This is a genomic window from Ramlibacter algicola (assembly GCF_016641735.1).
GTDB classification, from domain to species: Bacteria; Pseudomonadota; Gammaproteobacteria; order Burkholderiales; family Burkholderiaceae_C; genus Ramlibacter; species Ramlibacter algicola.
On sequence record NZ_JAEDAO010000001.1, the window covers coordinates 2,894,784 to 2,917,435 of the forward strand.

Consider the following 22,652-nt stretch of genomic DNA (forward strand, 5'->3'; position numbering starts at 1 on the left):
CGGGGCCTTCATAGCGGACTCGCCACCGTGAACGCCTGCCACGGCCCCTGCGACTGCCCGAGCGCCGCGGCCCAATACCAGGCCGACGCGTCGGTGAAGCCGCGCCCTTGCGCGTCGACGATGCGTTCGCACACGCGCTGGCGGACGCCGCCGCGCTCGACGATGAAGCAGCGCCACAGCTCGCCCGCCCCGTCCTGCTGCAGCTTCTGCTCCGCCACGCGCCAGCCCAGCCCCTGGTAGCAGTCAGCCGCGGGATGCAGCATGCGCGTGGGCCGCTGGACGGTGCGCAGCACCAGCACGTCGTGGCCGTCGGTCAGGCGGGCGAGCGAGCCGGGAAAGCGCTGCGCGAACCGCACCTCGACGTCGGAGAGCGCGAGCGGGCGCAGCGGGTTGCCGTGCCATTCCATCGGCGCTTCCTGCGGAACAATCGCCGGCGTCACCGTGCTCGCATGCAACGCGCGCCAGCAGCCCGTGGCGAGGCACGTGGGCAGCAGCAGCGCCCACGCGACCTTCACCGCCACCCGGCGGACGAAGGTGTTCTCCACCATCCATCGTCCCCGCGGGGGCGGGGACCCATCGCTTCCATTCCGACCTCGAAGAAGGCGTAAGCGATGGATTCCCGCCCCCGCCTTCGCGGGGGCAGGCCTACTACTCGCGGGAATGACGAAAGGCACCTGCATCACCCACGCGATCGCGGTGCACACCACCGCCAGCACCACCAATCCGACGCCTTCATGCCCCCAGGCCGGCAGAGCGGCGCCGCTGGCTTCGAATGCCACGAGCACCGCATTGCGCACCACATTGCCGACCAGCACGATCGCGCTCACCAGCGGCAGCCGCGTGAGGAACGCGCGGTCGCCGCGCCACGCAAGCAGCGCGACGACGCAGGCGGTGAACTCGCCCATCCACAGCATCTGCACGCCCGAGCACGGCGCATCGACGATCACCAGCTGGCCGTCGACCCGCAGCGCGGTCCCCGTGCGTTCGGCCATGAAGAACGGCGCCAGCAGCCAGCGGCTCGCCTCCGCCGTCACGACCCGCAACGGGTAGCCGGCATAGAACTGCAGCGACGCGAGCAGCGGCAGCGCCAGCACCGACAGCCCGAGCACCGGCCCGCTCGGCACCCACCACGGCAGGAAGGCCGCCAGCGCGCAACCGACAGCCAGCAGCGCGGCCAGCGCGCACAGCAGTGGCGGCAGCGCGCCCTGCCCCAAGCTCGCGAGCACGGCGCCCGCCAGCGCCAGCACCATCCACCCGAGCCTGGGCGACGCGCGCAGCGAATCGCGCCACCACCAGCCGAGCACGAGCAGCGCCCCCAACGCGAGGATCCCGAGCGGATCGTCGGAGCGATCCACCAGCCGCCGCGCCATCCACATCCACGTGGGCAGCAGCGCGGCGGCCAGCAATCCGAGCCACATCAGCGGCGGGGCACGGTCGATCGCGATCCCCGCCGAGAGCGCACTCGGCGTGCCGAGCAGGCGAGCACGAAGCATGGCGTCCTCCTGCGCTCAGGCCGTGAACCCGTGCCGCTGGCGACGGGCGCGTCGCGCCAGCATCGCCAGCACCGACGCGAGCACCAGCACCGCGCCCCAGGACGCGGGTTCCGGCGTGCCGGGCACTTCGGCGCCGACGGCCAGGTTGCTCACGCCCTGCGGCATCGGCGAGGGCTGGTCCACCGACGGCGTGTCGCCCACCTGCGTGTTGCGCACGATCCTGTCGACGGCGAGGAAGCTCGTGTACTGCGTCAGCAGGCTGTAGTGCAGGCCCAGCTCCGTGATCTCGGCGCGCAGGCGGTCGCCGCCTTCCAGCGCTTCCTGGTCGGTGAGGCTCGCGATGCGGTGGCGGGCCCACAACGAGCGCAGCGCCGGCGTGTCCTGCGCCACGTTGCCGGCGACCGGCAGCACGGTGCGGTAGGGGCCGTCGGGCGTGCGGCCTTCGATCACCACCTGCCCGTCCGGCTCGCCGCGCCACTTGCCGAACACCAGCACCGGGCGCTCGCCCAGCACGTCGGGCAGCTGCTTCGGCTCGACGTCGTACACGTCCAGGCCGTCGAAGCGCGCCTTCACGCTGGTGAGCACGGGCGACTCGATCATCTGGCGGAAGCGCGTGGCCTTCTCCGGCGCTTCGCCGGCGTTGAGGATCACGAAGGGCTCGCCCATGCCGGCTCGCGCCAGGCCTTCGATCAGGTGCCGGTTCACCGAGCTGCCGATGCCGAACGCGAACAGGTTGGCCTGCGACAGGTTCTTGCGCACCAGCTCGAATGCTTCGCGCTCCACGGTCACGTAGCCGTCGGTGACGACGACGATCGTGCGCGCGACGTCCTGCGACGCCTTCGGCTCGGCGTACACGCGGCTCAGTGCCGGGATCAGCTCGGTGCTGCCGCCGCCGCGGAAGCGCTCCAGCGTGTCGATGGCCCGCTCGATGTTCGCGCGCGTCGCCGGCACCGACTTCGGTGCCAGGAATTTGTTGCTGCCCTCGAACACCAGCACGTTGAAGCTGTCGCTGGGCTTCAGGCCGCCGATCAGGCTGCGCAGCATCGCCTTGGCGGTGTCGAGCGGAAAGCCGTGCATCGAGCCCGAGATGTCGACCACGAAGATGTACTCGCGCGGGCTGATCGCCTGCGGCTGCACGTGCTTGGGTGGCTCCACCATCGCGAGGAAGTAGTTCTCGTCCGGGCCGCGGTACAGCATCACGCCCGACTCGATGCGGTCGCCCGCGAGGCGGTAGTCGAGAATGAAGTCGCGGTCGTTCGCCGCCGCGCCCCCGACCAGCGCCACGCTGGCGCGCTGGTCGCCCTGCGCCGTCACTTCGACCGGGTGCGTGCGCGAGCGGACCTCCTTGATCCCGATCGGGCTGGCGACGTCGACCTTGATGTCGAACTTCGACGGCGTCGGCTCGCCGGCGGGCAGGATGGGTTGCGCCACCCACCTGGCGCCGGCGTTCCCGGACTGCGGGCTGTTGTAGCGAGGGCCGACGACGGTCGGGAACACGAACTGGTAGTTGCCCGCCTGCGGCACCAGCAGCTCGGTGTAGTGCAGTTCCACCTTCACGTCGTCGCCGGGCAGGATGTTGGCGACGTTCATCTGGAACACGTTGGGCAGGTGCTGCTCCAGCAGCGCCGCGGTCTTGCCCTCGTTCTTCGCCTGGTCGTACTCGATGCGCGCCTTCTGCTTCTCCTTGATCTGCGCGGTGACCAGCCGGTCGCCGAGCCGCACGTTCATGCCCTGCACCGCCGCGCGCGTGGAGCCGGGGAACACGTACTTCGCTTCGATCGGCCGCGTGCCCTCGTTGCGGTACTGCTGCGTGACCGTCACGTCCGCGATCACGCCGGAGATGCGCACGTCGACGTTGGTGGCCTTCAGCGGCAGCTTGTCGACGCTGGGATCCTGGCTCTTGACGAAGAAGTACGGGCTCTCGGTCTGCAGGCGCGGCGCGATGTCCTGGGCGCGCGCGGGCGAGGTGGCGAGGAAGCCGGCGGCGGCGGCGCTGGCGGTGGCGATCGCCAGCCAGCGCCAGGCGGCTTGCGAGAAGGTGGGGTGCTGCATCGTGGTCTCCGGTCCGTGCGGGGTGCACGGGCAGGAGATTCGCGGTGCAGTGGGGAGGGAGTGGGAAGTGGAGGAGCGGGTTGTGTGAAGTCGGTGTGAAGTCGGGCTGTTTGTCTGCGGGCTTGACTCGCAATCCACACGAAGGCGCGCAAGCGCCGCACGACGATGGATTCCGGCTTTCGCCGGAATGACAACTAGGCCGTCCCCACAGGCACAGACAACCGCGCCACCGCCCCACCCTCGGGCGCATTCACCAGCTCCACCTTCCCCAGGTGCAGGGCCGCAATCTCGCGCACGAACGACAACCCCAGGCCCGTGCTCTTCTTCTTCGTCTGCGGCCGGGCAAGCGAATAGAACTTCTCGAACACCTTGTCCTGCGCGTAATCCGGAATCCCCGGTCCCTGGTCCGCCACCTCGATCACGGCCGACCGGCCACGGCGCCGCAGCGTGACCTGCACGACCCCTTGCGCCGGCGAGAAGTCCACGGCGTTGTCCAGCAGGTTGCTCACCGCGCGCCGCAGCAGGAACGGGTCGCCGTCGACCTCCGCGTCGTCCTGCACCGCCAGCTGCACGTGCACCTGCCGCGTCGAGGCCGCATCGGCGGCCGTCGCCACCACCTCCTGCAGCAGCGCCGCCAGCGCCACCGGCTCGACGTGGTCCAGCGAGCGCCGCGACTCCAGCGCGGTGAGCTCCATCATCCGGTCGACCAGCTCCTGGATGCGCTGCGTTTCGCGTGTGATGTTGGCCAGGAACTTCTGCCGCTGCTCGGGCGGCATGCCCGGCTCCTGCAGCAGTTCGGCGGCGCCGCGGATCGCCGACAGCGGGCTCTTCACCTCGTGCGTCAGCGTCTGCACGTAGTCGGCGACGTAGTTGCGGCCGGCCAGCGCGTCGCGCATCTCGTCGAACGCGGCGCCGATCACGCCGAGCGCGCGGCGTCCCAGCCGCGGCAGGTTCAGCCGCCGCTGCGACCGCACGTAGCGCACGTAGTCGCCGATCAACCCGAACGGCCGCACCAGCCAGACCGACACGATCACCGCCAGCAGCAGAACGGCCGCCGCCGAATACAGGCCGACGTACAGCGTCTTTCGCCGCGCCGCGTCGACGAACTGGCCGAAGCTCTGCACCGGCTTGCCCACCGTCACCACGCCGACGATCTCGTTGCCCGCACGCACCGGCGCGCCGACGTACATCACCGACGTCAGCGGGTCGTCGGCCACGTCGGGCGTGGTGCGCGCGCCGTACTCGCCCTTGAGCCCGAGCTTCACGTCGCGCCAGTTGGAGAAATCCTTGCCCGTGTTGCTGCCGAACGAGTCGTAGACCACCTGCCCCGCGCGGTCGGTGACGTAGATGCGCAGTTCGACCTTCTCCTTGGTCAGGCCGTAGATGCGGGCCTGGAACTGGCGCGCGTAGACCGAGCGGAACAGCGGATCCAGCCGCGACGGGTCGATGGCGCCGGAGATGACGTCCTGCTCCACCAGGCTGGCCAGCACCTGCGAGGTCTCGACCAGCGACTCCTCGGCCGACTCGCGGTAGCGCGGGTCCAGGTCGGCCAGCACGCGGTACAGCAGGAACGCGATGCCGACCACGTAGATCAGCAGGATGCCGACGAAGATGCGGTTGCGCTTGCTGACGGCGATCACGGCGCGGGCGGCAGGTCCTCGGCCAGCGCGTAGCCGGTCCCGCGCAGCGTGCGGATCGCCTCGACGTTGGGCGCCACGGCCTTCAGCTTGGCACGCAGCGTCTTGATGTGGGCGTCGACCGTGCGATCGAAGCTGTCGCTGTGGTCGTCCCACACCTGCGCCAGCAATTCGTCGCGCGTGTAGACGCGGCCGGGCTTGTGCACCAGCAGGCGCAAGAGGCCGAACTCGTAGCGCGAGAGCTCCAGCGGGCGGCCGTAGTAACGGATCTGGCGCTTCTCGACGTCGACGGCGAAGGGCACCACGGGTGCCGGCGCTGCCGCCGCGGCCGCCGGCGCGCGGCCGTTGCTTCGCCGCAGGATCGTGCGCACCCGGGCGACCAGCTCGCGCGGCGAGAACGGCTTGGCGATGTAGTCGTCGGCGCCCAGTTCGAGGCCGACCACGCGGTCGATCTCGTCGCTGCGCGCGGTGAGGAACAGCATCGGCACGTCGGCGCCACCGGGCAACGCCTGCAGCTGTTTGAACAGCTCGAAGCCGTTCCGGTCCGGCAAGCCGACGTCGAGGATGGCCAGCGCTGGCAGTTGCGCCTGGAATTCGGCCATCGCCTGTTCGGCGGTGGCGCACCACACCGGCTGGTAGCCGTCGGTCGCGAGCACGTACTGGATCGTGTCGGCGATGCCGGATTCGTCTTCGACGACGAGGATGCGGGGTTTGGTCATGCCGGGACTGCAGAGGTGGCGGGATGATGCACGAGCCGCCGCGCCCTGTCGACGCAGGGAACGGCGGGGCCGACGCGCACAGGACATCTGTCTCCTTGACATCCGCACCCCGCGGCCTAGGGTTCTGCGATTCAAGCAGCCGACCAGGAGGCCGCCATGGACACCCTGCGACCCGACCCGACGTTCCATCCCTCGCCCAAGCTGGCGATGCAGGCCGAGAAAGAACGCCTGGCGTACACGGCGCTGCTGTCGCCCGACCGCTCGCGGCCCGACGCGCTGGCCGTGGTCGACGTCGACGAGACATCGTCCACCTACGGCAAGGTGCTCAGCCGCGCGGAGCTGCCCAATCGCGGCGACGAGCTGCACCACTTCGGCTGGAACGCCTGCAGCTCCTCGCTGTCGCCGCTGACCGGCCATGCGTTCCTGCAGCGCCGCTACCTCATCGTGCCCGGCATGCGCACGTCGCGCATGTACATCTTCGACACCCAGCCCGACCCGACCCAGCCGCGCCTGGTCAAGACCATCGAGCCGGACGAGATCCGCAGCAAGACCGGCTACTCGCGCCCGCACACCGTGCACTGCGGCCCGGAGGGCATCTACGTGAGCACGCTGGGCGGCGGCGGCACCGACGGCGCGATCGGCCCGCCCGGCGTCTTCATCATGGACTGCCAGACCTTCGAGGTGCTGGGCCGCTGGGAGATCGACCGCGGCCCGCAGCAGCTGCACTACGACTTCTGGTGGAACCTGCCGCGCGACTACATGGTGTCCAGCGAGTGGGCACTGCCGCCGCAGTTCGAGCAGGGCCTGGTCGCCGAGGACCTCCTGGGCAACAAGTACGGCCACCGCCTGCACTTCTGGGACCTGCGCGATCGCCGCCACGTGCAGACGATCGACCTGGGCGAGAACCACCAGATGGCGCTGGAGGTGCGGCCCGCGCACGACCCGACGCGCGAGTACGGTTTCGTCGGCGTGGTCGTGGACACGACCAACCTGGAAGCCTCGATCTGGACCTGGTGGCGCGAGGACGGCAAGTTCCACGCCCGCAAGACCGCCACGGTGCCGGCGGAGCCGGCGGACGCTGCCAAGCTGCCGGCGTTGCTCAAGGGCTTCGGCGCGGTGCCGCCGCTGGTCAGCGACATCGACCTGTCGCTCGACGACCGCTTCCTCTATGTCGCCTGCTGGGGCACGGGCGAGCTGAGGCAGTACGACGTCAGCGACCCGATGGCGCCGCGCCTGGCCGGCAGCGTGCGCCTGGGCGGCATCGCCAACCGCTACGGCCATCCCAATGGCAAGCCCTTCGGCGGCGGCCCGCAGATGACGGAGATCAGCCGCGACGGCCGCCGCGTGTACTTCACCAACTCGCTGTACAGCACGTGGGACGCCCAGTTCTATCCCGATGGCATTCCGGGCGTGCAGGTGATGTGCCGAGTGCAGCCGGGCGGCGGCATGGAGCTGGACCCCGGCTTCTACGTCGAGTTCGGCGACGGCTACGGCGCCCACCAGGTGCGGCTGCAAGGCGGCGACTGCTCGACCGACTCCTTCTGCTACCCGTCGGTTTGAGCACCCCGGCGCTGTGGCTCACGATCATCGCGCTGGGCGCGTGGCACGGGCTGAACCCCGCGATGGGCTGGCCGCTGGCCGTGGCGAACGGGCTGATGGCGCGGCGCGGGGGTGCCGTGGTCGCCACGGTGCTGCCACTGGGCGGCGGGCACCTGGCGGCCATGGCCGTCGTGCTGGTCCCCTTTGCCTGGCTCGCCGCGTATGCGGCGTGGAGCCGCACGATCCAGCTCGCGGCCGGCGTCACCGTCATCCTGTTCGGCGCCTGGCGCCTGGTCCAGCGCCGCCATCCACGCGCGCTGGCCCGCGTCCGCCCGACGCAGCTGGCGTGGTGGTCGTTCCTGATGGCCACCGCGCACGGGGCCGGGTTGATGCTGCTGCCCTTCATGCTGGGCCTGTGCGCGCAAGCGCCTGACGCGGGCGCCGTCCGCACCGCGCATGCGACGGTGGACGCCGTCCTGGCGCAGTCCAACCTGGCCACCGCGGTGTCCGTCGCCGCCGTGCATACGCTCGCCATGATGGCCGCCGGCCTGGCCGCGGCGTGGGCCGTGTATCGCTACCTCGGGCTCGAGGCGCTGAGGCGCGCCTGGCTCAACCTGGATCTCGTGTGGGCGGCCAGCCTGGTGGTCGCGGGCGGCGCGGGCGTGCTCGCGGCGCTCTAGTCGCGCGCCTTCAGCCAGGCCTGCATGTCGGCGATCTCGTGCTCCTGGGCCGCGATGATCTGCTGCGCGAGCTGGCGCATGCCCGGGTCCTTGCCGTACTTCAGCTGGATCTTCGCCATGTCCACCGCGGCCCGGTGGTGCGGAATCATCCCGCGCACGAAGGCCTGGTCGGCATCCGGATGCCGCACGCCGGCTTCCATGTCGCCGTGCATGCGCGACATGCTGGCCAGGTAGGCCTCCTGTGCCGTGCTGCTCGAAGCGGCCGCCGGCGCGCCGTGGCCGGCGTGCCCCGCGGGCTCCTGCTTCGGTTCAGCCGCCGGCAGCGCCGCATGCGGCCGCTCGGGGTCATGCGTGTGGGTCGAGCGCGCCGCGGCGGAGGCGACGGCGGCATTGGCGTCGTCCTCGTACAGCGCGTGGTGCAGGCCCCAGTAGCCCATGGTGAAGGCGGCCATCGTCGCGACCAGCGTCACCGGGATGGCGCTGAGCGTCCGCCGGATCGCGAAGCGCACCTGCGGCGTCGGGTCGGCGAAGATGACCACGATCACCGCCATGATCAGCGCGTGGCCCACCATGTCCAGCCGGCCGAACGGGTACACGGCCATGTTGAAGATGATGAACAGCGTCAGCGCCGACAGGCGCCGGATCAGCGCCGTCCACAGCAGGCCGAAGCCCATCGTGAACTCGGCGACACCCGCCATCGGGATGAACGCGTCGCGCGGCATGCCGAACGTGAGGAAAGGCTTCTCCTCCACCAGCGGGTAGAACCAGTCGGGATAGGCGAACTTCTCCAGGCTGGACCACATCAGCGCGATGGCCACGCCCCACCGCAGGACGACGAAGCGGTACCGGTTCCACTCGGGGTTGTCCGACGCGGCCAGCACCAGGTAGGCCGCGACGCCGACGCCGAGCGCCAGGTAGTCCAGCAGGTGGAACAGCTGGTACTGCGACAGCGCCAGCAGCCACAGCCCGATGATTCCGGCGGCAGCCAGCGGCATCGTGCGGCGCGAGAACACCAGGCCGGCGATCACCAGCTGCATCCACGAGACCCACTCGCTCGAGGTCTTCAGGTCCGGCGTGAGGTACACGCCCCCGACCGCGAAGATCGCGACGAAGAAGGCCGCGATGATGAAGCGCATGAAGTCGTCGTTGCGCGACCACAGCGGACCGGTCACCACGTCGAAGCCGTGCAGGATGCCTTCGCCCAGCTTCGTGCGCTCGATGGCGCGCGTGGCGAGGAAGAACACCAGCACCAGCCCGATGCCGGTCCAGAACCAGGGGTCGTGCAGCGTTTCGCTGATGCGCTGCGGCGGCGCCTCGACGATGTAGGGCGCGAACCATTTGACGTGGGCCTGGGCCAGCAGCGGCAGCGCGCCGAGCGCGAGGCCGGGCAGCGCGCGCGTCGCCAGGCGGCGGATGCGGGAGCTCGTGGAATCCATGCCGGAAGGTTGCCACGACGCGGCCCTCCCGTGGTTGACAGTGGTCAACCGGGGGCGAGTCGCCACAGAGAAGTGACTTCGCGGCTGCGGGCCTGGGCCAGTGGATCGGTGGGATCGCCGGCCTTCGGATGGCGCGGCCGCACGTCGAGGCGTTCGCGCACGACGAGGCCGCCCGCCGCGATCCAGCCAAGCAGATCCTCGCGCGTGCGCAGGCCCAGGTGTTCCGCCAGGTCCGACAGCACCAGCCAGCCCTCGCCGCCCGGCGCGAGATGCAAGCGCAATCCCGCCAGGAAGCTGCGCAACATGCGACTTGCCGGGTCGAAGATCGCCTGGTCCAGCAGGCTGCTGGGCTTGCCGGGCAGCCAGGGCGGGTTGCAGACGATCAGCGGCGCGGTGCCTTGCGGGAACAGGTCGGCTTCGACGATCTCGACGCGGTCTTGCAAGTGCAAGCGGCCGATGTTGTCGCGCGCGCAAGCGAGCGCGCGTGGGCTGAGGTCGGTCGCGACGACGCGTTCGATGCCACGCTTCGCGAGCAAGGCGGCGATCACGCCGGTGCCGGTGCCGATGTCCCAGGACAGGGATTTGTCCGCGGGCAGCGGCGCCTTCGCGACCAGGTCGAGGTATTCGCCGCGCACCGGCGAGAACACGCCGTAGTGCGGGTGGATGCGGGCGCCGAGCACCGGCACCTCGACGCCGTTCTTGCGCCACTCGTGCGCGCCGACCAGGCCGATCAGTTCACGCAACGCGACGACGCACGGCTGCCCGTCCGGCGGTCCCCATGCTTCGGTGCACGCGACCCGCAGGTCGGGCGCGCGCCGCAGGTCGATCACGTGATCGCCCTGCACTTCGACCACCAGCAAGCCGAGCACGCGCGCGCGACGGCCCTGCTCCTGGCGGTAGCGGTAGAACAGGTCGGCGGGCGATGCCGCCGCATCGGGCCGCTTGCGCGACGAGCGATCGAGCCGCCGTCCCAGCGCTTGCAGGAGTTGCCGCGCGTTCTGGAAATCGCCGCGCCACAGCAGCGCCGTGCCTTCGCAAGCCGCGCGGTACGCGGTGTCCGCGGTGAGCTGGTCGTCGGCGAGTTGCACCTGCTTCGGCGCCGGCCAGCCCGATTCGGACCGCCAGCGCGCCTGCCGCGCCTCGCCGCGCTCCTGCCATTGCACGACGGTCGCGTCCGGTGAAGTCATCGTGGGGATTGTCGTCCCTGTCATCCTCCAGCCTGTGATTCCGGCGAGTTCGGACCGCGCGGCCCCGCGCCCGCCAAGCACAGCGCGACTGTTCGCAGAGGACAGCGCGCCAAGCGCTGGCCGCGCAACGGAGACGACGGAGAATGAGGACCCGGCAGGCGCCGCCTGACGTGATCGCCGGCTCGCCCGAGCACTCCGCTGCAAGCACGAGCATGGATTCCGGCTTCCGCCGGAATGGCAACGGTGGTGCAACGACAATCCCCGCGTGACTTCTTCTCCCAAGCGCGCCGCCGTGGTCGGCGGCGGCCCCGCCGGGCTGATGGCGGCCGAGGTGCTGGCGCAGCGCGGCGTCGCGGTCGACCTGTTCGACGCGATGCCCTCCGTGGGCCGCAAGTTCCTGCTGGCCGGCCGCGGCGGCCTCAACCTCACCCATTCGGAGCCACCCGAGCCTTTCCTCGCGCGTTACAGCGATCGCAGCGACACGCTGCGGGACGCGATCACTGCTTTCGGCAGCGCCGAAGTGCGGCAATGGGCCGCCGACCTGGGGATCGAGACCTTCGTCGGCACCTCGGGCCGCGTGTTCCCCACCGACCTGAAAGCCGCGCCGCTGCTGCGCGCCTGGCTGCACCGCCTGCGCGCGGCCGGCGTCCGCTTCCACACGCGCCATCGCTGGCAAGGCTGGGACCCGACGACGGGTGAACTCGTCTTCGACGCGCCCACGGGACGCATCACCCACGCCACCCGCGCGACCGTGCTCGCGCTTGGCGGCGCCAACTGGCCACGCCTGGGCTCGGACGGCGCCTGGGTGCCGCTGCTCGCCGAACGCGGCGTGGCCATCGCGCCGCTGCAGCCATCCAACTGCGGCTTCGACGTCGCAGCCACGCGTCCCGGCACGACGGCTTGGAGCGACCACCTGCGCTCGCGCTTCGCCGGCCAGCCGGTCAAGCCGGTGGCCGCGCGCCTCGAGGGCCAAGCACCCGAAGCCAGCCAGCAGGGCGAATTCGTGCTGACCGACACCGGCATCGAAGGCAGCCTGGTCTATGCGTTCTCGGCGCCGCTGCGGGATGCGATCGCGCGCGACGGCCGCGCGACCTGGTGGATCGACCTGCTGCCGCAACACGGCGCGGCGCAGGTGCTGGCCGAGACGCGCCGGCCACGCGGCACGCGCACCCTGTCGACGCACCTCAAGAGCCGCCTGGGCATCGCGGGGCTCAAGATGGCCTTGCTGCACGAGCTGCTCACGCCGGAACAACTGCACGACCCGGAGCAGCTCGCGCCTTTGCTCAAGGCGCTGCCGTTGACGCTGGTGCGTCCCCGGCCCGTCGACGAGGCGATCAGCACCGCCGGCGGCGTGCCCTTCGACGCGCTCGATGGCAACGGCATGCTGCGCGCCCTGCCCGGCGTGTTCTGCGCCGGCGAGATGCTCGATTGGGAAGCGCCCACCGGCGGCTACCTGCTCACCGCCTGCATGGCGACCGGCCGCACGGCCGGCGAGGGCGTGGCGCGGTGGCTCGATGAGCACGTCCGGGCAAGTGCCTAGAATCCGGGCGATGGCCTTCACCCTGTCCCACGCCGTGCTCGACGACCTCCTGCGCCAGCACGGCGTCAAGCCCAACGACCTGACCGGCATCGACAAGCTGTTCGGCGGCGCCGACGGCTACTACTGGTACCACACGCTGCGGCACCTGTGCCCCAAGGGCGAAGTCATCACCTGGGGCAGCACGGAAGAGATGCGCGCCGCGATCCAGGGCCACGAGGACGAGACCGCGGCCGAGGACGAGGTCAAGCCGCAGCAGCTGAAGGACGCGCACTTGGCGGCCATCGCCGGGCTGCTGGGCTCGCAGCCCTGAGGGCCCCTACAGCGGCTCGCCGGCAGCGGAGAACCTGCTGACGGGCACCCGCGCTTCGCCCGCATTCGCCGCCGACCAGGGGATCACGAATCCACCATCGGGAAGGGCCTGCACCTGGCCCGGCGTGCGGCCCGGCAGGAGGGGGATGGTGGTGGCGCCTGCGGGCGAGTCCGTCAAGCGGAGGGTCGTGACCAGCGTATGCAGCTGGCGCACCGTGGTCGACCCTAGCGTCCATTCGAGCGCGAGATTCCCGCTGCTCAGTGCGGCCAACCCCACCATGACCCGGTCGCCCGACTGGCCGACCGTCATGCGGCTGCTTGCCGCGACACCGCCGGCGGCACCGTAAACGCGCATGCGCACCTGGGGAGCGCCGACACACGCATAGGGCCACGCCACGGCAAAGCCGCCGGCAGCCAACGCGGACACCGCAGGCGGTCCGTCGATGCCGCAAGCGTCTTCGTGCAACGCGGCCTGGAAGGCCGTCTCGGTCCCGTTGCGGGTGTACGCGCGCAGGAATCCCGCTGGGCCATTCACGCGGCTGAAGTTCCCGAACGTGGCGACGACGAAGCTGCCATCGGACAGCGCCGTCACCGTAGCCGTCCGCCCAGTCTCGCCCAAGTCCATCGCGGCTCCCTGCGCGACGCCCGAAGCGTCGAACAGCTGTCCCCGCACCGGCACGGTCAGGCTGAACGCTGGCGGGGGCGGCGCCAGCCAGCTCACCACGAACGTGCCATCCGGGAACGCGGCGACGTCCGGCGCGCTGCCGGCAGCGACTGCGGTCTCTGCACCGAGCACGGTGCCGCTCGCGTCTACACGCCGGACGAACACGGTGCCGTCCCCACCCTGCCCGGGGCCCCTGCTGTCGCGCACGGCCACGTAGCTGCCATCGGCAAGGCGCGCGAGCTGGCTGCGCGCGAGTTCCCCGGCACGCGAGGTCGTGAGCCACAGGCCACCGGTCTGCTGGGACGTCGCGGCAGTCGCCGGGGACGTCGGCTGCACGGGTGCATTCGGCGCGACCTGCGTGAAGGCGGGTGCCGGCACGCAGGCGCACGCCAGGCAGGCGAGCGCCGTGCGCAGGCGTTGGTGGAAGGACCTTGCTGGCATGACGGCCGTCGTGGATGTGGTTTCGGGCCGGCGAGAGTGCGCCAGCGGTTGCGGGCTGGCAAGGGACGAACGTCCCGTTGTTGCCGCTTGCAGCACTCCACACACGGTTCCGGTGGGTCGATGCAGTTCGTCGAGCGGCAAGCACAGGTTTTACGCACGGCTGGCTTGGCGTTGGCGCGACGCGGGCAGGAGACTGCCGTCCCAGCACACCGCCTCCGCCCCGCAAGCACCATGACGCGCACCACACCACGGGCCGCCCGCCCCCGTTCACCAGCGGACGGCAAGCGGTGCGACGGACTGCTCGCGACACTGCTGGCAGGCGTCGCAGCGTCGGCGGGCGCGCAGACCAGTCCGCCGCCGATCACCGCCGCGCCGTCGCCCACGGTGGTCCTGCAGACGGGCCCCGCCACGCAGGCGGACTGGGTCGACGACAACCGGTGGGGGCAAGGCCGCCTGCGCGAAGGCCAGTTCAGCCAGGAGATCGGCGTCTGGAACGCCTGGGGGCCCAACGGCGAAGTCGCGTACCGGATGCGCTGGAACTGGCCGCAAGGCACGACCGAGGTCAAGGGCTATCCGGCGGCCATCCACGGAGCGAAGCCCGGGCACTACTCCTCGACGTCGAAGTTCGCGGGCTCGTACGACATCAAGCTGCCTGATGGCACGGTGCGCACGCAGGCGCCCACCAGCGGGACCCCGGGCACGGGGCTGCCTCGGCAGTTGCCGCTCTCGGGCGTGACGGCGAAAGCCAACTGGCGCCACGCGGTGGCGCCCACGGGGCAAGGCCAGCTGACGTACGACCTGTGGCTGCAGTCCAGCCCGAAGCAGGACGTGGGCTTCGCCGCCTCGTCGATCACGCATGAAATCATGGTGCCGCTGGGCAACTGGGGCGGGTACGGCGCGTACCCGAACGGCCGCAACCCGGCGTGGTACGACCACGACGCGACCATCGGCGGCCGCCTGTGGCACGTCTACATCACGAAGGGCGCGGACGGGTGCTGGCGCTATGACTTCGGCAGCCTCAACGGCGCCTACGGCAGGACGGGCTGGAAGATGATCGCGTTCGTGCCCGATGGCCCGGTCACGGGCGACATCGACTTCGCGGCCCTGGTGAACTACATGATCGGGCGCCAGGATCCGTGCGGGCAGCCCTGGGCGGTGGGCAACGAGTACCTCGTCTCGACCGAACTGGGCGTCGAGCCGGTGGTGGGCACGGGCGACGTCTCGGTGTTCGATTACCTGGCCATGGCCGGTGCACCTGCACCCACCCCGGCCCCGACTCCCGCACCCACGCCAGCTCCGACACCAGCTCCGACACCAGCTCCCACGCCAGCTCCGACTCCGGCGCCGACACCCGCGCCCTCGTCGTGCGGCGTGATCGCGCCCTACAAGCAGGGCACCAGGTACACGACCGGCAGCATCGTGTCGTACAACGGCCTCAACTACATCGCGACGGCCACGAACTTCCGGAACATCGTGCCGACCAACACGGCCTACTGGTCGCGCTACGTCTGCTGACGGGCGAGTGCTGGACGGCGCTGCGATGCCTGCTTGAACACGCCGCAGGCGACCACCACGTCGCCGCAGCGTTCGAAGTACGCCGTCTTGACCAGCATCCGCTTGGACACCGGGTGCTTCCACTGGTAGTCGATCCAACCGTGACCGCGGGACTGCGCGCCGGCGACAATCTCGGCGATGAACAGCCGGCCATCGCTGCCGCGGTAGGTGGTCCAGTCGATGTTCCACAGGCGCGGGTTGGTGCCGTGCGCGGACACGCGGCCGTCGAGCCCGTACACGCTGAGGTAGAGGTCGCGGTCGACGAAGCGCCCCCTCGCGAGCCGGTTGACCTCCTGCACCAGCGCGTCGCGGCCACGTTCGCGCGCGAATGCGACGCCGGCGCGCACCATGGCGACGGCCTCGTCGGCGTGCGCGAATTCGCGCTCGCCCAGGTCGAAGCCACCGACCGCATCCGTGAGTTGCTCCGCCTCCTGCTGCAGGACGGCCGCCGACCGCGCCAGCTCCTGCACCAGCGCGGCGTTCTGCTGCGTCGTGCCGTCGATCTGCAGCACCGCGCGGTTGATCTCCTCGATGCCGGCGCTCTGCTCCGAGCTGGCCGCCGCGATGTCGTTCACCAGCGCGGCCGCCCGGGTGACATCGCCCACGATCTCGTCCATCGCGACCCGCGCGTGGCCCGCGCGCTCGCCGCCGGCCTGCACCTGCTGGCCCGCATCGGCGATCAGGCCGCGGACTTCGCGCGCGGCGTCGGCCACGCGCTTGGCCAGCGAGCGCACCTCGCCGGCGACGACCGCGAAGCCGCGGCCCTCCTCGCCGGCACGCGCCGCCTCCACCGCCGCGTTGAGCGCCAGGATGTTGGTCTGGAACGCGATGCCGTCGATCACCGCAATGATTTCGGCGACGCGGCGCGAGCGCTCCTGGATCACGCCCATGCTGTCGACCACCTCGGCCACCACGCGGCTGCCGCGGGCGGCCGAGTCGCGCGCCTGCGTGACGATGGCCCTGGCTTCGTGGGCGTTGTCGGCGTTCTGGCGCACGGTGGCGGCCAACTGCTCCATGGCCGACGCCGTCTCTTCCAGCGAACCCGCCTGGCCATCGGTGCGCTCGGCGAGCGCCGTGTTGTCGGTACTCAAGCCGCCCGCGGCGGACGCGATCGATGAGGTGCCGACCCGCACGCGGCCGATCACGCGGAACAGGCCTTCGCGCAGTTGCTCCAGAGCCCGGGCCAGTTCGGTGAGCTCATGGGCGTCCGGCACCCGCACCGGGACGCCGACGTCGCCCGCCGCCAGCCGCTGCGCGGCAGCGGTCAATGCGGCAACCGCTCTCTCGCGACGCGGGCGCAGCGACCACGCGATGACCGCACCGCAAGCGGCGCCGGCACCGAAGGCTCCGGCCCAGGAGCCGGCCTCGGGAACGACGAAGGGAATGGCAGCAAGGCCGGCGACTGCGGCCAGCAGCAACCCGCTTCCCCAGAACTGCCGCGGGGTGGAGGGGACACCAGGGAACTTCATTTGTCCCCGATCATCGCTGATCCGCTGCGGCCGGATGAGCTCGCCCCCTCTTCCGGAGCGGTCAACCGTCGAATTTCCGACAGCGCGATGCGCCTCGCACCTAGACGGCCGGGCCTGCGGCGCCGCGACACTGGGCCGCAACGAAGCATTGCGGGTCCCGCATGACAGCCAAGATGGAACACTTGCAGCGCTGGAAGCAGATCGCCGGCCTGATGTGGAAACACGGGCGAGCCGTTCGCGCGAACGATGCCTCCGGCGACGATGCCACGCGCGAACGCGCCGAACAACTGGCCGACGACCTCGAGTCGATGGGGCCGGCCTACGTCAAGCTGGGACAGGTGCTGTCCAGCCGCCCCGACCTGCTGCCCGCGGTCTACGTGAAAGCGCTGGCGCGCCTGCAGGACGACGTGAAGCCGTTCGCGTTCGACGAGGTCCGCGCCATCGTCGAGGAAGAGCTCGGCGCCCGCATCTCCAAGGCGTTCGAGACCTTCGACCCGGAGCCGATCGCGGCCGCGTCGCTGGGCCAGGTGCACTCGGCCACGCTGCGCGACGGCACGCCGGTCGTGGTGAAGGTGCAGCGCCCCGGCGTGGTCAAGCAGGTCGCCGAGGAGTTCGACGTGCTGACGCAGATCGCGCAGTTCCTCGACGCCCACACCGACGTCGGCCGGCGGCATCGCCTGCGGCTGATGCTGGAGGAGTTCCGCGTCTCGATCCAGGAGGAACTGGACTACGAGCGCGAGGCCGAGAACCTGGTGGCGGTCGGCCGCAGCCTGCGCGAGTTCGAGCACCTGGCGGTGCCGCAGCCCATCCCCGACTACTGCACGAAGCGCGTGCTGACGATGGAGCGCGTGCACGGCACCAAGATCACCAGGCTCTCGGGCTACACGCGGCTGGAGGTGGACGGCACTACGCTGCTCGACGAGCTGTTCCACGCCTACCTGAAGCAGGTGCTGGTGGACGGCCTGTTCCACGCCGACCCGCACCCGGGCAACGTGTTCATCACCGACGACGGCCGGCTCGCGTTGCTGGACCTGGGCATGGTGGGCCGCACGACGCCCGGCATGCAGGAGCAGTTGCTCAAGATCCTGCTGGCGGTGAGCGACGGGCGCAGCGAACAGGCGGCGGAATCGCTCATCCAGGTCAGCGAGCGCACCGAGAACGCGGACGTCGCCGACTTCCGCCGCCGCATGGGCCTGCTGGTCGCGCGCCAGCAGGGACGCGGGCTGAAGGACGTGAGCGTGGGGCAGACGCTGCTGGACATCAGCACCGTGGCCGCCGATTGCGGCTTCTTCGTGCCCAGCGAACTGGCGCTGCTGGCCAAGACGCTGCTGCAACTGGACGAAATCGGGCGCGTGCTCGATCCGCAGTTCGACCCCAACGCCGCGGTGCGCCGCCATGCGGGCAAGTTGCTGTCGACGCGCATGAAGCGCGAGGCGACCGAAGGCAGCCTCCTCACCGCCGCGATGGAGTTCAAGAACTTCGCCGCCGGCCTGCCGCGCCGCGTCAACCGCATCATGGATGCGGTGGCGGAGAAGGAGCTCGAGATCAAGGTGCGCACCGACGCGGCCGACATGATCGAGGGCATGCAGAAGATCGCCAACCGCGTCACCACCGGGCTGGTGCTCGCCGCGCTGATCGTCGGCGCCGCGCTGCTGATGCGGGTGGAGACCGACTTCCGCCTGCTCGGCTACCCGGGCCTGGCGATGCTGTTCTTCATCGGCGCGGCGCTGGGCGGCGTGTACCTGCTGGTGAACATCTACCTGCAGGACCGCGCATACCGAAAAACACGTGGCTGATCGCGGCGGAAGCTGGTAAGATGCGGCCCGCTGGACGTTCCAACAGATCGTCGTTCTCCAGGTCTCGTCTCCCCTTCCGCCGATTAGCAACCGGCGCGTCGTCGTCGAATCCCTCCCGATGTTCTCTGGCGTTGTGCAACCGCACGGCATGTCGCCGCGCGGCCATTTCCCTTCAGGAGATCTTCATGGGAAACAAACTCTACGTGGGCAACCTGCCCTATTCCTTCGGTGACAGCGACATGGAGCGCGCGTTCAGCGCCTACGGCTCCGTCAACAGCGCCAAGGTGATCATGGACCGCGACAGCGGCCGCTCCAAGGGCTTCGGCTTCGTCGAAATGGCCACCCAGGAAGAAGCCGCGGCGGCCATCAAGGGCCTGCACGGCCAGGACATGGGCGGCCGCGACATGGTCGTCAACGAAGCCAAGCCGATGGAATCGCGCCCCCCGCGCAGCGGCGGCGGCGGCTACGGCGGCGGTGGCTACGGTGGTGGCAACCGCTACTGAAGCCGGCTGAGCATCGCGCGGCCCTCACCGGCCGCTTGATGCCCGCAAGGAACGACGCCCCACGGCCCTGCCGCGGGGCGTTTTTTCATGGGACGCGCTCGAAGTTGATGTGCCCCTGCTTCGGGTCCAGCCGGATCAGGCGCACCCGCAGTTCGTCGCCGACGTCGGCGCCTTCGAAGCCGCGCTCCAGCCGCCCTTCCAGCAGCGGCTGCGCGATACGCACGAATGTGCCCTTGGGCGCGGCGCCGGTCACGATGGCGTCGAAGGTGTCACCGATGCGGTCCTGCAGCAGCAGCGTCGCGGCGGCCTTGAGCACCTGGCGCTCCACCGCGTCGGCGTGGCTCTCCTGGTCGGTGCAGTGCTGCGCGATCGCCCGCAGCGCGTCCAGGTCGTACGGCGGTGGGTCGCCGGCAATCGCAGCCTTGATCAGGCGCTGCGTGACCAGGTCCGGATAGCGCCGATTCGGCGCCGTCGAGTGGGCGTAGTGGCTCGCGGCCAGGCCGAAGTGGCCGGGATCGGCGCCGTCGCCCTGCACGGCCATGTAGGCACCAGGCCCCAGCATCTTCACGACCTTGAGCGACAGGTCCTCGAAGGCGCGCGGCTCGGCGTCGCGCCGCGCCGCGAGGAACCGCTGCAGCGCGATCGCATCCGGCTCGGCCGGCAGTGTCTCGCCGTAGCTCGTCGCGAGTGCTTCGATGCGGTCCCAGCGCCGCGGCGACTGCAGGAAGCGGCGCAGCGACGGAAACCCCATGTCCGAGAGGAAGCGCGCGGTGACCGTGTTGGCCGCGATCATCAGGTCGGCGATCAGGTCCTTGGCGCGGCCACGCTCGTCGGCGCGCAGGTCGACCAGCACCCCGTCGCGGAACACGGGACGCGCGGAGACGGTGTCGATCTCCAGCGCGCCGTGCGCGCGACGCCAGCTGCGCATGCGGCGCGCAATGTCGTCGTGCACGCGCAGTTGCGCCTCCAGCGCCTCCAGGCTGCCATCCCCCGGCATCTCGCCGCGGCCGTCGAGCCACGCGGACACGTCGTCGTAGCTGAGCTTGGCGCGATTGACGACCACCGCTTCGTACAGCGTCGCCGCGCCGAGGCGGCCGTCGGCCTGCACTTCCATGTCCACCACCACCGCGGCGCGCTCCACCGCTTCGTGCAGCGAAGTGCGGTCGGTGGACAACACCTCCGGCAGCATCGGGAACACGCCGGCCGCGGTGTAGACCGACGTCGTGTTGACGGCCGCGTGCTGGTCGATCGCACCATCTTTCGGCACCAGCACGTCGACGTCGGCCACCGCCACCAGCAGCCGGACAGCGCCGTTGTCCATCGGCTCGACCACGCTGAGCTGGTCGAGGTCGCGCGTGTCGGCGTTGTCGATGGAGAACCAGGGCAGCTTGCGGAGGTCGCGCACGTCGTTCCCGCTGCGGGAAGGCCGGGCCGACTCGGCGTCGGCCACCACCCGGGGCGGGAAATCGGGCTCCAGGCCACGCGAGCGCATGGCTTCGATCGCGAGGTCCAGCAGGGGTGGTGCGTCCATGCGAATCATTCTGCCGAGCAGGTTCGTCGTTCCCGCGTAGGCGGGAATCCATCGCTTCCGCCTTGCCTCGTCCCCGCCTTCGCGGGGGCGACAATCCACGTCGACCATCTCACCGGAGAACCCAAGCATGAAGTCCCGAGCCGCCGTCGCGTTCGCAGCCGGCCAGCCGCTGCAGGTCGTCGAGATCGACGTCGCCCCGCCGAAGCAGGGCGAGGTGCTGGTGAAGATCACGCACACCGGCGTCTGCCACACCGATGCGTTCACCTTGTCGGGCGACGACCCTGAAGGCCTCTTCCCCGTCGTGCTGGGCCACGAGGGTGCCGGCATCGTCGTCGAGGTCGGCGAAGGCGTGACCAGCGTCAAGCCCGGCGACCACGTCATCCCGCTCTACACCGCCGAATGCGGGCAGTGCCTGTTCTGCAAGAGCGGCAAGACCAACCTGTGCGTCGCCGTGCGCGCGACGCAGGGCAAGGGCGTGATGCCCGACGGCACCAGCCGGTTTTCGTACGAGGGCAAGCCGCTGTACCACTACATGGGCTGCTCCACCTTCAGCGAGTACACGGTGGTGGCCGAGGTGTCGCTGGCGAAGATCAACCGCGACGCGAATCCCGAGCAGGTGTGCCTGCTGGGCTGCGGCGTGACCACCGGCCTGGGCGCGGTGAAGAACACGGCCAAGGTCCAGGAAGGCGATTCGGTCGCGGTGTTCGGGCTCGGCGGCATCGGGCTGGCCGTGGTGCATGGCGCCGCGATGGCCAAGGCGGGCCGCATCATCGCCGTCGACACCAACCCGGCGAAGTTCGAACTGGCGAAGACCTTCGGCGCGACGGACTGCGTCAACCCGAAGGACCACGACAAGCCGATCCAGCAGGTGATTGTCGAGATGACCGGCTGGGGCGTGGACCACTCGTTCGAGTGCATCGGCAACGTCAACGTCATGCGCGCCGCGCTCGAATGCGCGCACCGCGGCTGGGGCCAGTCCGTGATCATCGGCGTGGCCGGCAGCGGGCAGGAGATCTCCACGCGTCCCTTCCAGCTGGTCACGGGCCGCAAGTGGATGGGCACCGCGTTCGGCGGCGTCAAGGGCCGCAGCCAGCTGCCCGGCATGGTCGAAGACGCGATGGCCGGCCGGATCCGGTTGGCGCCCTTCGTGACGCACACCATGCCGCTGGCGGGCATCAACGAGGCCTTCGACCTGATGCACGAAGGCAAGTCGATCCGCTCGGTGGTGCACTTCTGATGGAGCCCGTCGAGCAACACGCCAGCTACGGCGGGCGCCAGGACGTGTGGAAGCACGCGTCGGCGGTGCTGGGGTGCGAGATGCGTTTCGGCGTCTACCTGCCCGAAGCGGCGCTGCGCGGCGAGCGCTGCCCGGTGCTGTACTGGCTGTCGGGCCTGACCTGCACCGAGCAGAACTTCATCACCAAGGCCGACGCGCAGCGGCACGCGGCCAGGCACCAGCTGATCGTCGTCGCGCCGGACACGAGCCCGCGCGGTGATGGTGTCGCCGACGATCCGGCGTACGACCTTGGGCAAGGCGCGGGCTTCTACCTCGATGCGACGCAGCCGCCGTGGTCCAGGCACTACCGCATGCAGGACTACGTCGCGCAGGAGTTGCCGGCGCTCGTCGAACAGCACTTCCCCGCATCGGAGGCGCGCGGCATCGCCGGCCACTCGATGGGCGGCCATGGCGCGTTGGTCACGGCGCTGCGTCATCCCGGCCGCTACCGCAGCGTGTCCGCGTTCTCGCCCATCGTCGCGCCCTCGCAGGTGCCCTGGGGGCAGAAGGCGTTCACCGCGTATCTCGGCGACGACCGCAACGCCTGGCGCGAGTGGGATGCGGTCGACCTGGTGGCGACCGCGAAGGAGCGGCTGCCGCTGCTGGTCGACCAAGGCACCGACGACGAGTTCCTGCAGCAGCACTTGCGTCCCGAGTTGCTGCGCGATGCGTGCGCCGCCGCGGGCCACCCGCTGACGCTGCGCCTGCAGCCGGGCTACGACCACAGCTACTACTTCATCGCCAGCTTCCTGGGCGACCACTTCGCGCACCATGGGACCGCGCTGCGCAGCTAACGGAGTTCCGCTGCCGAGCTGAACCCTTGCCC

General features: G+C 70.4%; 18 protein-coding genes. 9 read left to right on the forward strand and 9 right to left on the reverse strand.

Going from position 1 to position 22,652, the window contains the following annotated elements; all coding sequences use genetic code 11:
• Positions 1-8: 8 nt before the first annotated feature.
• The 4 genes from xrtQ to creB all read right to left on the reverse strand — a co-directional run bounded on the left by xrtQ (position 9) and on the right by creB (position 5,901).
• Complete coding sequence (gene xrtQ / locus I8E28_RS20745) at positions 9-1,493, reverse strand: exosortase Q (RefSeq protein ID WP_239027242.1); 1,485 nt, start codon at positions 1,491-1,493, stop codon at positions 9-11.
• A gap of 15 nt (positions 1,494-1,508) precedes the next feature.
• A complete protein-coding gene (locus I8E28_RS14065) occupies positions 1,509-3,545 on the reverse strand; it encodes a VIT and vWA domain-containing protein (protein ID WP_200788671.1) in 2,037 nt (678 codons plus the stop codon).
• A 194-nt stretch (positions 3,546-3,739) separates the two neighbouring features.
• Positions 3,740-5,185, reverse strand: coding sequence for a two-component system sensor histidine kinase CreC (creC, locus tag I8E28_RS14070; RefSeq protein WP_338050784.1), 1,446 nt, complete (start codon positions 5,183-5,185; stop codon positions 3,740-3,742).
• The gene (gene creB / locus I8E28_RS14075; protein ID WP_200788672.1) at positions 5,182-5,901 is read right to left on the reverse strand and encodes a two-component system response regulator CreB; all 720 of its coding nucleotides are present in this window, start codon (positions 5,899-5,901) and stop codon (positions 5,182-5,184) included. The genes creC and creB overlap by 4 nt, the downstream gene beginning before the upstream one ends.
• A gap of 156 nt (positions 5,902-6,057) precedes the next feature.
• Here creB and I8E28_RS14080 point away from each other — a divergent pair, with 156 nt between their 5' ends.
• Positions 6,058-7,461, forward strand: coding sequence for a selenium-binding protein SBP56-related protein (locus tag I8E28_RS14080; RefSeq protein WP_200788673.1), 1,404 nt, complete (start codon positions 6,058-6,060; stop codon positions 7,459-7,461).
• Positions 7,458-8,120, forward strand: a complete 663-nt coding sequence (locus tag I8E28_RS14085) for a hypothetical protein (RefSeq protein ID WP_239027243.1) — start codon at positions 7,458-7,460, stop codon at positions 8,118-8,120. Before I8E28_RS14080 ends, I8E28_RS14085 begins: the two co-directional genes overlap by 4 nt.
• Here the strand turns inward: I8E28_RS14085 and copM are convergent.
• Together copM and I8E28_RS14095 are read right to left on the reverse strand one after the other, a co-directional pair.
• Positions 8,117-9,556, reverse strand: a complete 1,440-nt coding sequence (copM, locus tag I8E28_RS14090) for a CopM family metallochaperone (protein ID WP_200788674.1) — start codon at positions 9,554-9,556, stop codon at positions 8,117-8,119. The two genes, I8E28_RS14085 and copM, sit on opposite strands and share 4 nt — an antisense overlap.
• A gap of 44 nt (positions 9,557-9,600) precedes the next feature.
• Entirely contained in the window at positions 9,601-10,743 is a 1,143-nt protein-coding gene (locus I8E28_RS14095; RefSeq protein ID WP_200788675.1) for a N5-glutamine methyltransferase family protein, read from the reverse strand.
• 265 nt (positions 10,744-11,008) lie between these two features.
• Here I8E28_RS14095 and I8E28_RS14100 point away from each other — a divergent pair, with 265 nt between their 5' ends.
• Together I8E28_RS14100 and I8E28_RS14105 are read left to right on the forward strand one after the other, a co-directional pair.
• Positions 11,009-12,283: a TIGR03862 family flavoprotein gene (locus tag I8E28_RS14100; protein WP_338050785.1), complete on the forward strand. Its 1,275-nt coding sequence runs from the start codon at positions 11,009-11,011 to the stop codon at positions 12,281-12,283.
• Positions 12,284-12,293: 10 nt separating this feature from the next.
• The gene (locus tag I8E28_RS14105; protein WP_200788676.1) at positions 12,294-12,593 is read left to right on the forward strand and encodes a hypothetical protein; all 300 of its coding nucleotides are present in this window, start codon (positions 12,294-12,296) and stop codon (positions 12,591-12,593) included.
• A 6-nt stretch (positions 12,594-12,599) separates the two neighbouring features.
• Here the strand turns inward: I8E28_RS14105 and I8E28_RS14110 are convergent, their stop codons facing one another.
• Positions 12,600-13,697 carry a hypothetical protein gene (locus I8E28_RS14110; protein WP_200788677.1) on the reverse strand — a complete coding sequence of 366 codons (1,098 nt, stop codon included), beginning with the start codon at positions 13,695-13,697 and terminating at the stop codon, positions 12,600-12,602.
• A gap of 231 nt (positions 13,698-13,928) precedes the next feature.
• On the opposite strand from I8E28_RS14110, the gene I8E28_RS14115 reads away from it, so the two are divergent.
• Positions 13,929-15,212 carry a hypothetical protein gene (locus I8E28_RS14115; protein WP_200788678.1) on the forward strand — a complete coding sequence of 428 codons (1,284 nt, stop codon included), beginning with the start codon at positions 13,929-13,931 and terminating at the stop codon, positions 15,210-15,212.
• Here I8E28_RS14115 and I8E28_RS14120 read toward each other — a convergent pair.
• Complete coding sequence (locus tag I8E28_RS14120; protein WP_200788679.1) at positions 15,200-16,720, reverse strand: methyl-accepting chemotaxis protein; 1,521 nt, start codon at positions 16,718-16,720, stop codon at positions 15,200-15,202. The genes I8E28_RS14115 and I8E28_RS14120 overlap by 13 nt on opposite strands.
• Before the next feature lie 161 nt (positions 16,721-16,881).
• On the opposite strand from I8E28_RS14120, the gene I8E28_RS14125 reads away from it, so the two are divergent.
• Together I8E28_RS14125 and I8E28_RS14130 are read left to right on the forward strand one after the other, a co-directional pair.
• Complete coding sequence (locus tag I8E28_RS14125; RefSeq protein ID WP_200788680.1) at positions 16,882-18,516, forward strand: ABC1 kinase family protein; 1,635 nt, start codon at positions 16,882-16,884, stop codon at positions 18,514-18,516.
• Between the two features lie 185 nt (positions 18,517-18,701).
• On the forward strand, positions 18,702-19,019 hold the full coding sequence (locus I8E28_RS14130) for an RNA recognition motif domain-containing protein (protein WP_200788681.1): 318 nt from the start codon (positions 18,702-18,704) through the stop codon (positions 19,017-19,019).
• Between the two features lie 85 nt (positions 19,020-19,104).
• Here the strand turns inward: I8E28_RS14130 and I8E28_RS14135 are convergent, their stop codons facing one another.
• Positions 19,105-20,550, reverse strand: coding sequence for an RNB domain-containing ribonuclease (locus tag I8E28_RS14135; protein WP_200788682.1), 1,446 nt, complete (start codon positions 20,548-20,550; stop codon positions 19,105-19,107).
• A gap of 127 nt (positions 20,551-20,677) precedes the next feature.
• On the opposite strand from I8E28_RS14135, the gene I8E28_RS14140 reads away from it, so the two are divergent.
• Both I8E28_RS14140 and fghA read left to right on the forward strand, forming a co-directional pair.
• Entirely contained in the window at positions 20,678-21,787 is a 1,110-nt protein-coding gene (locus I8E28_RS14140; RefSeq protein WP_200788683.1) for an S-(hydroxymethyl)glutathione dehydrogenase/class III alcohol dehydrogenase, read from the forward strand.
• The gene (gene fghA / locus I8E28_RS14145; protein WP_200788684.1) at positions 21,787-22,620 is read left to right on the forward strand and encodes an S-formylglutathione hydrolase; all 834 of its coding nucleotides are present in this window, start codon (positions 21,787-21,789) and stop codon (positions 22,618-22,620) included. Before I8E28_RS14140 ends, fghA begins: the two co-directional genes overlap by 1 nt.
• Positions 22,621-22,652 lie beyond the last annotated feature (32 nt).